14 protein-coding genes are annotated in these 13,614 nt (G+C 55.9%); 7 read left to right on the top strand and 7 right to left on the bottom strand.

Going from position 1 to position 13,614, the window contains the following annotated elements; genetic code table 11:
- Positions 1–40 precede the first annotated feature (40 nt).
- A complete protein-coding gene (locus ACA108_20235) occupies positions 41–1,261 on the bottom strand; it encodes an amino acid deaminase (protein XEX95624.1) in 1,221 nt (406 codons plus the stop codon).
- A gap of 202 nt (positions 1,262–1,463) precedes the next feature.
- Here ACA108_20235 and ACA108_20230 point away from each other — a divergent pair, with 202 nt between their 5' ends.
- The 5 genes from ACA108_20230 (at position 1,464) to ACA108_20210 (ending at position 6,443) form a co-directional block, all read left to right on the top strand.
- Entirely contained in the window at positions 1,464–2,894 is a 1,431-nt protein-coding gene (locus ACA108_20230) for an amidohydrolase family protein (GenBank protein ID XEX95623.1), read from the top strand.
- Between the two features lie 71 nt (positions 2,895–2,965).
- Positions 2,966–3,361 (top strand): RidA family protein, encoded by a 396-nt coding sequence (locus ACA108_20225; GenBank protein XEX95622.1) that lies wholly within the window; start codon positions 2,966–2,968, stop codon positions 3,359–3,361.
- Between the two features lie 148 nt (positions 3,362–3,509).
- On the top strand, positions 3,510–5,000 hold the full coding sequence (locus tag ACA108_20220; GenBank protein XEX95621.1) for a sodium:solute symporter family protein: 1,491 nt from the start codon (positions 3,510–3,512) through the stop codon (positions 4,998–5,000).
- Positions 4,997–5,854 (top strand): 2-dehydro-3-deoxygalactonokinase, encoded by an 858-nt coding sequence (locus ACA108_20215; GenBank protein ID XEX95620.1) that lies wholly within the window; start codon positions 4,997–4,999, stop codon positions 5,852–5,854. The genes ACA108_20220 and ACA108_20215 overlap by 4 nt, the downstream gene beginning before the upstream one ends.
- Positions 5,841–6,443 carry a 2-dehydro-3-deoxy-6-phosphogalactonate aldolase gene (locus ACA108_20210; GenBank protein XEX95619.1) on the top strand — a complete coding sequence of 201 codons (603 nt, stop codon included), beginning with the start codon at positions 5,841–5,843 and terminating at the stop codon, positions 6,441–6,443. The genes ACA108_20215 and ACA108_20210 overlap by 14 nt, the downstream gene beginning before the upstream one ends.
- Positions 6,444–6,502: 59 nt before the next feature.
- Here the strand turns inward: ACA108_20210 and ACA108_20205 are convergent, their stop codons facing one another.
- The 6 genes from ACA108_20205 to ACA108_20180 all read right to left on the bottom strand — a co-directional run bounded on the left by ACA108_20205 (position 6,503) and on the right by ACA108_20180 (position 11,345).
- A complete protein-coding gene (locus ACA108_20205) occupies positions 6,503–7,366 on the bottom strand; it encodes a MurR/RpiR family transcriptional regulator (protein XEX95618.1) in 864 nt (287 codons plus the stop codon).
- Positions 7,367–7,415: 49 nt separating this feature from the next.
- Positions 7,416–8,216, bottom strand: coding sequence for a metal ABC transporter permease (locus tag ACA108_20200; GenBank protein ID XEX98173.1), 801 nt, complete (start codon positions 8,214–8,216; stop codon positions 7,416–7,418).
- Between the two features lie 41 nt (positions 8,217–8,257).
- Positions 8,258–9,115 carry a metal ABC transporter permease gene (locus tag ACA108_20195; protein ID XEX95617.1) on the bottom strand — a complete coding sequence of 286 codons (858 nt, stop codon included), beginning with the start codon at positions 9,113–9,115 and terminating at the stop codon, positions 8,258–8,260.
- A gap of 3 nt (positions 9,116–9,118) precedes the next feature.
- Positions 9,119–9,928 (bottom strand): manganese/iron ABC transporter ATP-binding protein, encoded by an 810-nt coding sequence (locus tag ACA108_20190; GenBank protein ID XEX95616.1) that lies wholly within the window; start codon positions 9,926–9,928, stop codon positions 9,119–9,121.
- Positions 9,925–10,842 (bottom strand): metal ABC transporter substrate-binding protein, encoded by a 918-nt coding sequence (locus tag ACA108_20185; protein XEX95615.1) that lies wholly within the window; start codon positions 10,840–10,842, stop codon positions 9,925–9,927. The genes ACA108_20190 and ACA108_20185 overlap by 4 nt, the downstream gene beginning before the upstream one ends.
- Before the next feature lie 107 nt (positions 10,843–10,949).
- Positions 10,950–11,345 (bottom strand): hypothetical protein, encoded by a 396-nt coding sequence (locus tag ACA108_20180; protein ID XEX95614.1) that lies wholly within the window; start codon positions 11,343–11,345, stop codon positions 10,950–10,952.
- An 849-nt stretch (positions 11,346–12,194) separates the two neighbouring features.
- Here ACA108_20180 and ACA108_20175 point away from each other — a divergent pair.
- The gene (locus ACA108_20175) at positions 12,195–12,794 is read left to right on the top strand and encodes a common pilus major fimbrillin subunit EcpA (GenBank protein XEX95613.1); all 600 of its coding nucleotides are present in this window, start codon (positions 12,195–12,197) and stop codon (positions 12,792–12,794) included.
- Positions 12,795–12,979: 185 nt separating this feature from the next.
- On the top strand, positions 12,980–13,606 hold the full coding sequence (locus ACA108_20170) for a hypothetical protein (GenBank protein ID XEX95612.1): 627 nt from the start codon (positions 12,980–12,982) through the stop codon (positions 13,604–13,606).
- Positions 13,607–13,614 lie beyond the last annotated feature (8 nt).

Genomic DNA, 13,614 nt, shown 5'->3' with positions numbered 1-13,614 from the left:
ATGCTGGGCGGATGAACGTCTCTCATCCGCCCAGGCTTAATCAGAATGCAGTCTCTAAGGTTTCCAGCACGTTGTACTCCTCATCCACCAGCAGCAGCGCCTTCCACTTATCAAAGGTCAGGCACGGGTGTGAAGTGCTGAACACCATAATATCCCCCACCTGCACGTCAGCACCAGGCTTCAGCTTCAGCATTGCGTGCTGGTCCATAATACCGGTGGTTTCGATGGATTCAGCAGGCTGGCCCAGCGTTTTCCCCTGGCGGTAGTGGGCGACGGGCTGCGGCAGACCGGCGTCAAAGGCACTGTCTCGCTTGCCGAAGTTGACGATTGCACGGTCGCTCTCCGGTACGGACTGCACCATAGCAATCAACTCCAGCGCGGAAACCAGATCCCCGCCTAAATCACAGGCAACCTTGTCACGCGCCATCAGCTCGTCCTGCGCTTCCTGATAGATACCGCCGTCGTGTGTGATGTAGCAGCCGGGGCGGATCACCACGCGGCAGCTGGCCGGTTTTTTCGCCTCCAGCCAGACGTTGCACACCACGTCATACCAGACCGATCCCGCCCCAGTGAGTACAAACTCACCTTCCACATAGCGTTCCAGCTGGCATGCCAGCGCGGCGGCATCGCGCAGCAAAGCCTCCACTTTCGGCTGTGGGTTCTCTCCGTGCAGCACGCCTTCGTACAGCTCCAGCCCGCGCAGGCGCAGGCCCGGCAAGGCAGCAATGGTTTCAGCCAGGGCCAGCGCCTGTTCCGCAGTGCGGCAGCCGCAGCGTCCGCCCGGCACGCCCAGCTCAATGAGAATATCAAGCCGTTGGTTCTGCGCGCTGAAGAAGGCGGAGAGGGCTTTGGCGTTGGCGACGCTGTCCACGCAGCAAAGATAATCGACGTCCTGATACTCCGCTTTAAGGTTTGAAACCAGCTGCATATTCGCCTTGCCGACGAGCTGGTTCACCATCAGCACCCGCCTGACGCCCGCGACCATCGCAATGCTGGCCTGCCACGCGCTGCCCACTCCTACGGCCCAGGCTCCTGCCTCCTGCTGCTGCTGGAAGATCCACGGCGTCATGGTGGTTTTGCCGTGTGGGGCAAGGGAAACGCCGCGCGTGTCGGCATAGCGCTGCATCCAGCGGATATTGTTCTCCAGCGCAGCCTTTTTAATGACCGCTGCGGGCAGGCAAACGTCTTCCCGCAGGATGTTGGCAGGGGTAAACATAGGGGCAGATTTGTGCGGAACGAGGTTACTGTCTTGGTATTTCATAACATAATTCCTTTGCGATTATCTTTTCTTTTAGAGTGGGTATCTTTTTTAACTTATTGAAAATAGATGATATATCTTTAATGTTACAATAATGATGAATAAAAGTATCAGAAAATCGTATGCGTTTTGCGTAGTCTTCCACTGTTTTTCCGGCTTGTAAATGGTTAACTTTAGCCCAGAACATAACGGGGGTATGGAACACATGAAGTTCGACTATCTGTTCAGGAACGTCACGGTAATCGACGGCAGCGGCGGCCCGGAATACCGCGCCGACGTCGCGATTAAAGACGACACCATCACCGAAATTGCTCCGGCTATCGGCGGCCAGGCGCTGCATGAAATTGACGGCACGGGCCGCGTGCTGGCGCCCGGTTTTATTGATGTCCACACCCACGACGACATCAACGTGATCCGTATACCGGAGTACCTGCCGAAGATCAGCCAGGGCATCACCACGGTGATTGTCGGCAACTGCGGCATCAGCGCCGCGACGGCGACCATGAAAGGCAGTGTGCCGGATCCGATGAATCTTCTCGGTGACGTGGACCAGTTTATTTACCCGACGGTTGCCGACTATGCGCATGCCGTTGAGCAGGCTCGCCCGGCGATTAACGTAGGTACGCTGGTCGGCCACACTGCATTACGCAATAACCATATGGACGATCTGTTCCGCACCGCCACAGAAGACGAAATCAGCGGCATGCGTAAGCAGCTTCGCCTGGCGCTGGAGCAGGGCGCGCTGGGATTGAGTACCGGCCTTGCCTACGCCTCTGCGTTCCGGTCCTCCACCGAAGAGGTGATGGCGCTGGCGGAAGAGTTAGCGGCGCAGAAGGGGATTTACACCACGCACCTGCGCTCCGAATTTGAACCGATTCTGGACGCGCTGGATGAAGCCTTCCGCATTGGCCGCCACGGCAGGGTGCCGGTGGTGGTTTCGCACCATAAGTGCGCCGGGGCGAAGAACTGGGGCCGCACCGTGGAAACGCTCAAGCTGTTCGACAAGGTGCGCGAGCAGCAGGACGTCTCCTGTGACTGCTACCCCTACTCCGCCAGTTCGTCGACGCTGGACATGAAGCAGATCACCGACGAGTTCGACATCATTATCACCTGGTCGGAGCCGCATCCGGAGATTGCCGGGCAGTCGCTGAAGCAGATTGCTGAGGGCTGGTCGATGTCGCTGGTTGAGGCTGGCAAACTGCTGATGCCCGCCGGGGCGATTTACTACAACATGGACGAGCAGGACGTGCGTCGGGTGCTGAGCTACCCGGTGACGATGGTCGGTTCAGACGGTCTGCCGAACGACCCGATGCCGCATCCACGCCTGTGGGGGGCTTTCCCGCGCGTGCTGGGCCACTACAGCCGCGACGAGAAGCTGTTCCCGCTCACCGTGGCGGTGCATAAGATGACGGGCATGTCCGCAGCGCGGTTCCAGCTCCCAAAACGCGGACTGGTGAAATGCGGCTACTATGCCGATCTGGTAATGTTCGACCCGGAAACGGTACGCGACGTGGCAAGCTTCAGCGACCCGCAGCAGCCAGCGGCGGGCATCGATGCGGTGATGGTCAACGGCGTGATGAGCTATGGCCAGAACAAGCAGGTTACCGGGCGTGCCGGAAGGTTTTTACGCCGTTAAACCTTTACCCACGAATTTGACATCTAGGGTGGATAAGCGCAGCGCCATCCACCATCAGGAAAGGAGCAACAATGAGCATTAAACGTTACGGAGTAGGCGGCAGCACCGGCACAGGCGGGCAGAAGCTGCCCTTTGCGAAAGCGGTAGAAGCGGGCGGCTGGCTGTACGTCTCGGGGCAAACGCCGATGAAAGACGGTGAAGTCGTGGAAGGCGGCATTATCGAGCAGTCCCGCCTGGCGATTCAGAACTGCGTGGACATCATGGAAAGCGCCGGTTATACCCTGGCCGACGTGGTGCACGTCAAAGTATTCCTGACCGACTCCCGCTATTTTCAGTCGTTTAACAAAGTGTTCAGCGAGTTCTTTGCCGACCATCCGCCAGCCCGCGTCTGCTGCGTGGCTGACCTGGTGGTGGACTGCAAAGTAGAAGTGGACCTGACCTGTTACAACGCCGACCGGGCAAAATAAAATTAACCACGGCGGATAACATTACGCTTATCCGCCCAACAACTAAAAAATTAATTTAAGGCACCACTTATTAAAAGTGCCAACGGGTTTCCTGTAGGTTTTTTTCAGGCGGCTAATTTCACCTTTATTATTACTCTGGAAGCGAGCCATGAATAATTACTCCTTTTTGATCTGGTTTGGAATATATGCCTGCGCAATGATTACGCTGGGCTGGTATGTTTCGCGCAACCAGAAAAATGGCGACGACTTTTTGCTGGGCGGTCGTTCATTACCGATGATTTTAACGCTGGGATCGACCGTTGGCACCATGGTGGGAACGGGGTCGAGCGTAGGTGCGGTAGGCTTTGGCTATACCAACGGCTGGGCAGGAATGTTATATGGCCTTGGCGGCGCAGTGGGTATTCTGCTGGTCGCCTGGCTTTTCGCCCCGGTGCGTAAAATGCGCTTTATGACCATGAGCGAAGAGATATCCTATTACACCGGTGGCAGTAAACTGGTGAAAAACGTCGTTGCTATTCTGATATTTATCGCCTCTATCGGCTGGCTGGGTGCCCATATTTTGGGTGGGGGGTTATATCTGGCGTGGGCGAGCGGCATTAATATTAATACGGCGAAAATTATTATTGCGGCGGCCTTTGTGGTTTACGTCGGGATTGGCGGTTATTCTGCGGTGGTTTGGATTGACACCATTCAGTCTTTAATTCTGTTTATTGGCTTTATTCTGATGGCGGGGCTGGCGGTTCACCACGTGGGCGGCTGGAGCCACATTCAGCAGGCCGTTGATCCGGCGGCGCAAAGCCTGTTTGCGGTGGATAAGCTCGGCATTCTGCCCGCGTTCTCCCTTGCGATGGTGATTGGCGTCGGCGTGCTGGCAACGCCTTCTTACCGCCAGCGCATTTACTCCGCCAGGTCCGTCGGCACGGTGCGCAAATCTTTCGTCATTACCGGCCTGCTGTATCTCGGCTTCTCCTTCCTGCCTGCGATCATCGGCATGGCGGCCTACACCATGAACCCGGCGCTGGAGAACAGCGGCTTTGCCTTCCTGTTTGCCACCCAGGTGCTGCCGCCGATGCTGGCGATGGCGGTGCTGATTGCCGGGATGTCGGCGAACATGTCCTCGGGCAGCTCCGATGCCATTGCGGCGGTCTCTATCATGCTGCGTGACCTGTATACGCTGATTACCGGCCACATGCCCGCGCCGGAAAAAGCGATTCGTATGTCGCGCATCTTCCTGGTACTGGTGATTGGCCTGGCGCTGCTGTTTGCCCTGACCTCCAACGACATCATCAGCTACATCACCAAAATGATCTCGATGATCATGTCCGGGATGTTCATCTGTTCGATGCTGGGCCGCTTCTGGACGCGCTTTAACTGGCAGGGCGCGCTGGCGGCGCTTATCGGCGGGGCGGGGACCTCAATGATTATGCTGGCGGACGCGAGCTGGATGAAGTTCTGGGGCAACCCGTGCGTGCCTTCCGTGCTGGCAAGCCTGGGCTGCGCGGTGGTCGTCACGCTGGTGACCCCTGCCAGCAAAGTGAGCCGTGAAGAGGCGCTGGAGATGATCACCCGCGAACGTGAAAGCCAGCCGGAGCCGGTACCTGTGCCGCTGGGCAAGCGCGCGACGGGGAGCGCACGATGAGTGAGGGCTATATTGCCATCGACTGGGGTTCTACCCACCTGCGCGCGTGGCTGTACCGCAGCGGAGAATGCGTGGACAGCCTGCAACTGCCCTACGGCGTAAGCCGTCTGGTGGAGCACTCCCCCCGCGAAATATTCGATAAGTACGTTGCGCCCTGGCGTCGGCAGGAAGAGGTGCCGGTGGTCATGGCCGGGATGATCGGCAGCGACGCGGGCTGGCAGCCCGTGCCGTATCTGGCCTGTCCGGTTTTGCTCCATGAGCTAAGCTCGCAGCTTTATGCCGTAGCGCAAAACGTGTGGATTGTGCCGGGGCTGAAAACCGCGCGAAACGTAATGCGCGGTGAAGAGACCCAGCTGCTGGGGGCAATGCAGTTGTCGCCCGCGGCCTGCTATGTTATGCCCGGTACCCACAGCAAGTGGGTGCAGGTGAACGGCGGCGCGGTAAAAGGGTTTGAGACCGCCGTGACCGGCGAGCTGCATGACATCCTCATGAACCACTCGCTGATTGGCAAAGGGCTGCCGGAACAGCGGGACGACAGCGCAGCCTTTGCAGCGGGTCTGCAAAGCGGGCTGGAGTCGCCTGCGCTTCTCAACAAAATTTTTGAAGCCCGCGCTACGCGAGTGCTGGGCGACCTGCCGGCGGGATCCGTCAGCGAATGGTTATCTGGCCTGCTGATTGGGGCCGAAGTCTCCACGCTGCGCGGCGACACCACTCAGGTGACGCTGGTGGGCGGGGAATCGCTGTGCCACCGTTACCGCCAGGCGTGTACCGCCGCCGGTATTCAGGCCAGCGAAATCGCGGGTGACACCGCCTTCCAGCAGGGCATAAGGAGCATTCTTGATGCAAGACGCTAACGCACTGATCGCCATACTGCGCGGCATTCATCCTCACGAGGCCAGCGGCCACGTCGGGGCGCTGATCCAAGAGGGGTTTCGCTATATCGAGATCCCGCTTAACTCCCCGGACTGGCAGCAAAGCATACCGCAGATGGTAATGAAATACGGCGAACAAGCACTTATTGGTGCAGGCACCGTCCTGAAAGTTGAACAAGTTGATTTTCTGGCGGAGGCCGGGGCAAAGCTCGTGGTTACGCCGAATACTGATCCTGCGGTGATCCGCCGTGCTGTGGCTGCCGGGATGCTGGTTTGCGCTGGCTGTGCGACCGCAACCGAAGCCTTTACCGCGCTGGAAGCGGGGGCGCAGTGGCTGAAAATTTTCCCCTCTGCGGCGTTTGGCCTGGCTTATATTTCAGCTCTGAAAGCGGTGCTGCCGCCGGAGATACCGGTGCTGGCGGTTGGCGGAGTCACGCCTGAAAATCTGGGTGAGTACCTTAAAGCGGGCTGCGCCGGGGCTGGGCTTGGCAGCGATTTATATCGTGCCGGGCAGGGCGTTGATGTGACGCGGGCGCAGGCTCGACGGTTTATGGCGGCGTTTTTAGCATGATTTTGCCGGATGACGCTGCGCTTATCCGGCTGGTGGCCCCTTAACGGGGTGAGGGTAAATTAATCCCCCAGCGGCTGTCGGTCCACGCCGCCGCGGTGGCTGTCCAGCGCCAGCTTGATGCGGCGCAGCCGGTCTTTCGCCTGGCTTTTATTGGCCATTGCCAGTTCCGTTGCCAGCACGTCCACCATCGCCAGCATCGCGTAGCGTGAAGTGCTCGGCTTAAAGATATAGTCGTTTTCCCGCACGATCAGCGGCAGCACTACGTCGGCATTGGCGGCAAGGGGCGTCTCTTCCGGCGTGATGGCGATAACCTTTGCGCCGTACTGCCGCGCCATGGCAGCACTCTCAATGATTTCCGGCGTGTAGCCGCCCAGCGATAGCGCCAGCACCACGTCATTCGGCGCAACGGAGGAACACATCATGCGCACCAGCAGGCCGTCGCTCTGGCTGACGACCGGGAGGCCCAGGCGGAACAGACGGAACTGCACCTCCTGCGCGCAAATCGTCGAGCCGCCGCCCATGCCAATCGCCAGAATTTGCCGCGCGTTGCTCAGCCAGTCGACGGCTTTATTGAGCGATTCCGGGTTCAGCGCGCGGCGGTTAATATCCAGCACGTTAATGATAGTTTCATAAATTCCCTGCACGCCTTCCAGATCCGGCACGTCCAGAATAAAGCGCTGCCCAACGGCCAGCGACTGGGCGAGTTTCACCTTCAGCTCACGTACGTCCTTGCAGCCAATCGCGCGTGCAAAACGGGTGATGGATGCCTGGCTAGTTTCGGTAAGACGCGCCATTTCTGCAATTGGCAATGTCGTGGCGGATTGGACGTCATCGAGAATGAACTGCGCGATGCGCTTTTCCGTGGCGGTCAGCTCCACAAAGCGGTCGGTGATGCAGGAGATAATGTCAATGGAGAAGGCCATGGCGCGTCCCTGAAAGTAAGGATAATAATGTGGTACTTTGTACCACAGATCAGGTTAGCTGTCCGGCCTCCAGCTTCGCCTGTTTGCGGGACGACCAGATTAACGCCGCGATGAACACGAGGGCCGAAAGCACGACGATGGTCGGGGCTGGAGCGCTGTCGATAAAGAACGAGGCATAAACGCCGATAAACGAGACGCACAGGGCGGTAGCCAACGCGGTCAGCATCATCGACAGGAAGGTGCGGGTCAGCAGCGAGGCTATGGCGCCAGGTGCGATGAGCAGCGAGATTGCCAGAATAATCCCCACGGCTTTCAGCGCCGCCACGATAGTCAGCGCCACCATGCACAGCATCCCGTAGTGCAGCAGCCTGACGTTAAGACCTGACGCCTGCGCCTGGGTGGGGTCGAAGGCATGCAGCAGAAAATCTTTCCACTTCACAAAGACAATCGCGGCGGTGAGCAGCGCGATAATCCCCGTCTGAACGATGTCCGCAAAGCCGACCCCTAGCATATCGCCAAACAGGATATGGTCGAGGTGGATCTCCGGCTTCAGGTAGACGTAGAGCACCAGCCCGGCGCCAAACATGCCGGAGAAGACAATCCCCATCACCGTATCGCGCTTGATGCGGCTGTTGTCCTGCACGTAGCCGGTCGCCAAAGCGCAGAATAAGCCCGCGATAAAAGCGCCGATGCCCAGCGGCAGGCCGACCATCCAGGCCAGCACCACGCCAGGGAACACCGCGTGGCTCATGGCATCGCCCATCAGCGCCCAGCCTTTCAGCACCAGGAAACAGGAGAGCAGGGCGCAGGGTACGGCTATCAGCGCGGTTATCGCCAGCGCGTTAACCATAAAATCGAACTGAAACGGCGAAAGCAGCGTGTCGATTAGGCTCACTGGATGGCTCCCTGCGCGAGACGCGCGCGTTTGCGGTTTGCCAGCAGGCCGTGCTTCGGTGCAAAGATAAAGGCCAGCAGGAACAGAATGGTTTGCAGCACGACGATGATGCCGCCCGTTGCGCCGTCCAGATAGTAGCTGACGTAGGTGCCGACCGCGCTGGTTACCGTCCCCAGCGCTACGGAAATCATTAGTAATTTCGGGAAGCGGTCGGTTAGCAAATAAGCCGTCGCGCCCGGCGTCACCACCATGCAAATCACCAGAAACGCGCCAACGGTTTGCAGCGCCGCAACCGTGGTCACTGAAAGCAGTGTAAAAAACAGCCCCTTAAGTAAGGTGGGGTTCAGGCCAATGGAGCGGGCGTGGTTTTCATCGAAGAAGGTGACCATCAGGTCTTTCCACTTCACCAGCAGGATCGCCAGCGACACGAAACCGAGGACCGCAAGCTGGACGATATCCGCCGGGGCGATAGCCAGAATATTGCCGAGTACGATGGTCTGAATATTTACCGACGTCGGGTTCAGCGACACCATAAACAGCCCGAGGCCGAAGAACGACGAGAAGATCAGCCCGATGATGGTGTCCTCCCGCAGGCGCGTGCGCTGGTTAAGAAACAGCATGGTGGCTGCCGCCAGTCCGCCGGAGAAGAAGGCGCCGATGGAGAAGGGCAGGCCAAGCATATAAGCGCCCGCCACGCCCGGCACGATGGCGTGCGAGAGCGCGTCGCCAATCAATGACCAGCCTTTCAGCATCAGGTAACACGACAGAAAAGCGCAGACGCCGCCGACCAGCGCGGATACCCAGATGGCGTTGAACATGTAGCCATAGGAGAACGGCTCAAACAGGATGCTCATCGGCTACTCCCCTTTTACGGCGCGAATAAACGGGCGTTCATCGTCCGTTACCACGCTGGTTTCCAGGCCCGTCAGGGTGACGTGACGCAGCACGCCACTGAAGGCGATTTCGAGGTTTTCCTGGGTGAAGGTTTCGCGGGTGGGGCCGTAGGCGAGAACGGTGCCTTTCACCAGCACGGTCTGGTCGCAGTAGTCGGTGACCGCGCCGAGGTTATGAGTGGCGACCAGCATAGTGCGGCCTTCGTCGCGCAGTTCACGCAGCAGGCCGATGATCTGCTCCTCGGTTTTGACATCCACCCCGGTGAACGGCTCGTCCAGCAGTATGACCTGGCCGTCCTGGGCGATGGCGCGGGCGAGAAACACGCGCTTTTTCTGCCCGCCGGACAGCTCGCCAATCTGCCGGTGGCGGAAATCGCTCATCCCCACGCGGGCCAGCGCTTGGTCCACGGCCTGTTTATCAGCCTTGCCCGGAATGCGCAGCATCCCCATGTGGCCATAACGCCCCATCATTACCACGTCTTCCACAAGAACGGGGAATGACCAGTCCACGTCCTCTGACTGGGGCACATAGGAGACGATATTCTGGCGCAGCGCTTTTTTGGTCGGCATGCCAAGAATCGAAATTGAACCTTTCGCCAGGTGTACGAAGCCCATGATCGCTTTGAAAAGGGTAGATTTGCCGGAGCCGTTAACGCCAACCAGCGCGGCGATGGTACCGGTCGGGATGGTGAACGTTGCGTCCCGCAGCGCGGTGTGGCCGTTGCGGTAGGTGACGCTGGCGTCCTGAACGGAGATACCGAATTTGTCCGTCATTTTTGCGCTCCTTCGTTAATGCCTTTAACGATGGTCGCGGTTGTGACGCGCAAAAGGTCGAGATAGCCAGGAACCGGGCCATCTGCCGCGCTCAGGGAATCCACATACAGCACACCGCCGTAGTGCGCACCGGCTTCGCGGGCAACCTGGCGGGCGGGCTTATCGGAGATGGTGCTTTCGCTGAAAATTACCGGAATAGCGTTTTTGCGAATGGTGTCGATCACCTTGCGCACCTGCTGCGGCGTGCCCTGCTGGTCGGCGTTTATCGGCCACAGGTACAGCTCTTTCAGCTTAAAGTCGTTGGCGAGATAAGAGAACGCCCCTTCGCTGGTCACCAGCCAGCGCTTATCCTCCGGGATCTTTGCCAGTTCGTTTTGCAACGGTTGCAGGGTTTCTTTAATCTTTTGCTTATAGGTTTCGGCGTTTTTTGCGTAGATGGCCGCATTATCAGGATCATATTTGCTGAACGCATCACGAATGTTATCGACATAAATTAATGCGTTATTCGGTGACATCCAGGCGTGCGGGTTCGGTTTGCCGTCGTACGGCCCTTCGGTAATGCTGGTGGGGGTAATGCCGGTGGAGACAACCACCTCCGGCACACCGTTGAGATGCTGGTAAAACTTCTGGAACCAGAGTTCAAGGTTCAGCCCGTTGGCTAAAATGAGCTTCGCGCCCTGCGCCCGGCGGATATCCCCTGGCGTGGGCTGGTATTCGTGGATCTCCGCACCCGCTTTGGTGATGGACTCCACGTCAGCTGCGTCACCCGCCACGTTTTTTGCCATATCCGCGATAACGGTAAAGGTGGTAACGACTTTAAATTTATCCTTCGCCCACGCCTGCGCCGAAGAGAACATCAGCGCCGCCATGACGCCAGCTACCACCAGTTTGTTTGCCGCTGCCTTTCCGAACATGACATCCCCTTATCGCCTGATAAACGCACAAATATAGCTATTGCTATAAAACATAGCCGTAGCTATGTTTAAACGCAAATAATTATCATTTGATTAGGGGGTAGGGTTTAAGCAGATTTATCTGCCAGCGGCTTGAGCGCAGTTGTAATCATCCCCAGGCCCGATGTGTTCTTATCTTTGAGATATAAATCGTTGAGTTGGTTCATCTCTTCAAGCTGGGTTAGCGCTTTGAAGGTAGCGTGGATCTCGCTGTGGGGGTTGAGGATATCGTCGGTGCGGGCCTCATAGACGTTCTGATCTTCTTTAATCTCTGCGGTCAGACGCCCGATGATTGTCTGGTTCGAAGCATGCATACTCTGGAGTTCTGCCGGGTTCGCCTGGCTGTCGGTGGTCGCGGTGACCGCAGGAAGCGTGATTTGGTTGACGGCATTGACCGTCTTGTCGACATGGTTTGCGCAGCCGGTCAGCAGCAGCGCCAGCAGTAAGATGGATTTTTTGAACATGATGATTTCCTCAATGACCAACAGCGATGAAGTACCTCTGCTCCCAGTTTGGGAGGGGAAAATACCCGCAACGGCGCTCAGAAAACCACCGGAAAAATGTTTAAATTTAAATTATTAAAGAGGGGCTGTGCCGGTCAACAGGTCACTACTCATCGAACAGCAAACCGTCTTTGCCAGCAATCAGGCTGAACTGGAGATGTTCGCGCTTAGACTGCCGTCCGCTGGGGATACTCGATACCGCTTTTTACAGGTGGATCAGGTAATACGGCTAAACTTTCTTTTCGGCCTTGAAGTACACACAGCTGGACCGTCCCCGGGTATAGGCCACTCGAGGCACAAAGCAACACTCGCCAGCAAGATAAAGTTTATATTTGTACAAATTAACAAAATCATGAATAACCCTGTAGATATCAGGCGTATAGGGTCGCTGAGTTCTTTACATACCTATACAAATCCATTAATGGACGATGGCGTTTTTATTCTCACAGGTATAGTAACCCCACGTCACTACGGTAGGTAACTAAAGTGGCCTTTTGATAACACCTATAAAGGAATAAAAGAAAGTTCAAGTTTGGCCGATGTAATGTCGGGCAACGTTTATTCTTTTGCTCCTTATATAGGGTGTTTTTAAGGAAAGTTTTCAACTCAGGATCAGTATGAGAGCACAAAAGCATCTTATTTATTTTGTAAGGCTATGAACCTGCCATGCAAAGTGAGTGGTTTGTTATATAGGGTGCTCATGCTTATTTTGAGATGAAAAATGCAAAAGACTATGTCTCGCAACAATGTGTGATGAAACCGTACAGACACCATTGTCGCGACCCAATACTGATTTATAAAGGATGTAAAATGAAAAACATTGCGCGTATTGCCGTACTCACCGCTCTTGCTCTGTCCACCGTATCCGCTTTTGCTGCGGAAACCGTAGCTAACGATTCAGCGTCATGGAATGTTACTGCGACCAAAGACAGCTCGGCTAAACTGGTTGTTACTCCACGTGGCTCAATTGATTTCCAGTATGCGAAAAGCACTGACGGTACCACCGGTAACTTCAACCAGGCGCAGGCGCTGTTTGATGTGACCGTTGATAACACCGGTATGAATGCAACAGCATTCAAACTGGAAACCCGTGCTAACGCGCAGAAATCCGTACAGGATGCGAGCGGTGCTTCTATGGACGTTATCTTAAGTGCTAACGGTACTGCGCTGGAGCAGGACACCTGGACGACTCTGAACGATGAGACTAACACCTTCCACGGTCTGGAAACACTGACCGGCCTGTCTGACGGCATTGAAAAAGGCAGCTCTTACTTTGAAGCGCGCCTGGGTAACTTCGCCGATGCTACCGGTGCATCGGTTACTGATGCAAGCCTGATGCCAGACGGCATTTACTCAGGTGTTGTAACTGCTGAGTTCAAGGCAACCTGGACTGCTGACGACGCTGCATAAGCTATATGCTTGAGCTGCCATAGAAGGCGCGCTCAATATCCATTAAAAAGGAACCCTTCAGGTTCCTTTTTTTCCGTAAAGTTACAGAGGTTACCCTTGTGCTCTTAAGTCAATCTAATAAGTTTTTACGTACCTCATTCACGATGGGAACATTGTTGACCACACTGTTCGCTTCAGGTCAAGTTATGGCTCTGGGAATCGGTGCGCCAACAGCTGAAATTAATCCGGCCACTAATAAAGTATCGATAGCCATTGATAACCCGGATACTAAATCAGCGCACCTGATCACCATCAATGTAGATAAAATAGATTCCCCCTATACGGCAAAATCGCTCAAGCGCGCCAATGACGAAGTGCTTTACACGCCTTCTAAGCTGTTATTATCGCCAGGGCAGAAAGCACGTATTCAATTTGATTACAAAGGCCCGAAGGATGGGACCGAACGCTATTATGCAATTAAGTGGCAGGATGAGGCCCTTTCCTCAAGCAATCACCCTGATGCGCAAAAAGTAACGCAGGTTATGGCTGTGGCGAAAATCTCCACGATTCTTGTCGCCCCACCTGTAAATGCAAATTACCTGGCAAAATATGATGCAGGTAAAAATGGGATCATCAATTCCGGGAATGTCTCCTTTAAAGCGGTGGCTTACGGAGACTGTATTAAGCCAAGTCCAGAGACAAATAATATTTGCCAGGAAAATAGCTATGTGGGTCCAGGCAAGGAATATAAGTTTAAGATAGTTAAACTTAATAGCAAACACTCTTCGCTCGGATACTGGCAGGGTAACGATTTTAAAACGGTTAATAAATAATATTTCTT

It is taken from the genome of Dryocola sp. LX212 (genome assembly GCA_041504365.1).
Classification (GTDB): domain Bacteria; phylum Pseudomonadota; class Gammaproteobacteria; order Enterobacterales; family Enterobacteriaceae; genus Dryocola.
The sequence above is the reverse complement of the archived record's forward strand: the minus strand, read 5'-3'. Positions and strand labels throughout refer to the sequence as shown.

What these genes read in the sequence shown, in the direction of transcription:
- ACA108_20235 (XEX95624.1), bottom strand. Translation starts at nt 1,261, where the DNA reads ATGAAATACCAAGACAGTAACCTCGTTCCGCACAAATCTGCCCCTATG.
- ACA108_20230 (XEX95623.1), top strand. Translation starts at nt 1,464, where the DNA reads ATGAAGTTCGACTATCTGTTCAGGAACGTCACGGTAATCGACGGCAGC.
- ACA108_20225 (XEX95622.1), top strand. Translation starts at nt 2,966, where the DNA reads ATGAGCATTAAACGTTACGGAGTAGGCGGCAGCACCGGCACAGGCGGG.
- ACA108_20220 (XEX95621.1), top strand. Translation starts at nt 3,510, where the DNA reads ATGAATAATTACTCCTTTTTGATCTGGTTTGGAATATATGCCTGCGCA.
- ACA108_20215 (XEX95620.1), top strand. Translation starts at nt 4,997, where the DNA reads ATGAGTGAGGGCTATATTGCCATCGACTGGGGTTCTACCCACCTGCGC.
- ACA108_20210 (XEX95619.1), top strand. Translation starts at nt 5,841, where the DNA reads ATGCAAGACGCTAACGCACTGATCGCCATACTGCGCGGCATTCATCCT.
- ACA108_20205 (XEX95618.1), bottom strand. Translation starts at nt 7,366, where the DNA reads ATGGCCTTCTCCATTGACATTATCTCCTGCATCACCGACCGCTTTGTG.
- ACA108_20200 (XEX98173.1), bottom strand. Translation starts at nt 8,216, where the DNA reads ATGGTTAACGCGCTGGCGATAACCGCGCTGATAGCCGTACCCTGCGCC.
- ACA108_20195 (XEX95617.1), bottom strand. Translation starts at nt 9,115, where the DNA reads ATGAGCATCCTGTTTGAGCCGTTCTCCTATGGCTACATGTTCAACGCC.
- ACA108_20190 (XEX95616.1), bottom strand. Translation starts at nt 9,928, where the DNA reads ATGACGGACAAATTCGGTATCTCCGTTCAGGACGCCAGCGTCACCTAC.
- ACA108_20185 (XEX95615.1), bottom strand. Translation starts at nt 10,842, where the DNA reads ATGTTCGGAAAGGCAGCGGCAAACAAACTGGTGGTAGCTGGCGTCATG.
- ACA108_20180 (XEX95614.1), bottom strand. Translation starts at nt 11,345, where the DNA reads ATGTTCAAAAAATCCATCTTACTGCTGGCGCTGCTGCTGACCGGCTGC.
- ACA108_20175 (XEX95613.1), top strand. Translation starts at nt 12,195, where the DNA reads ATGAAAAACATTGCGCGTATTGCCGTACTCACCGCTCTTGCTCTGTCC.
- ACA108_20170 (XEX95612.1), top strand. Translation starts at nt 12,980, where the DNA reads ATGGCTCTGGGAATCGGTGCGCCAACAGCTGAAATTAATCCGGCCACT.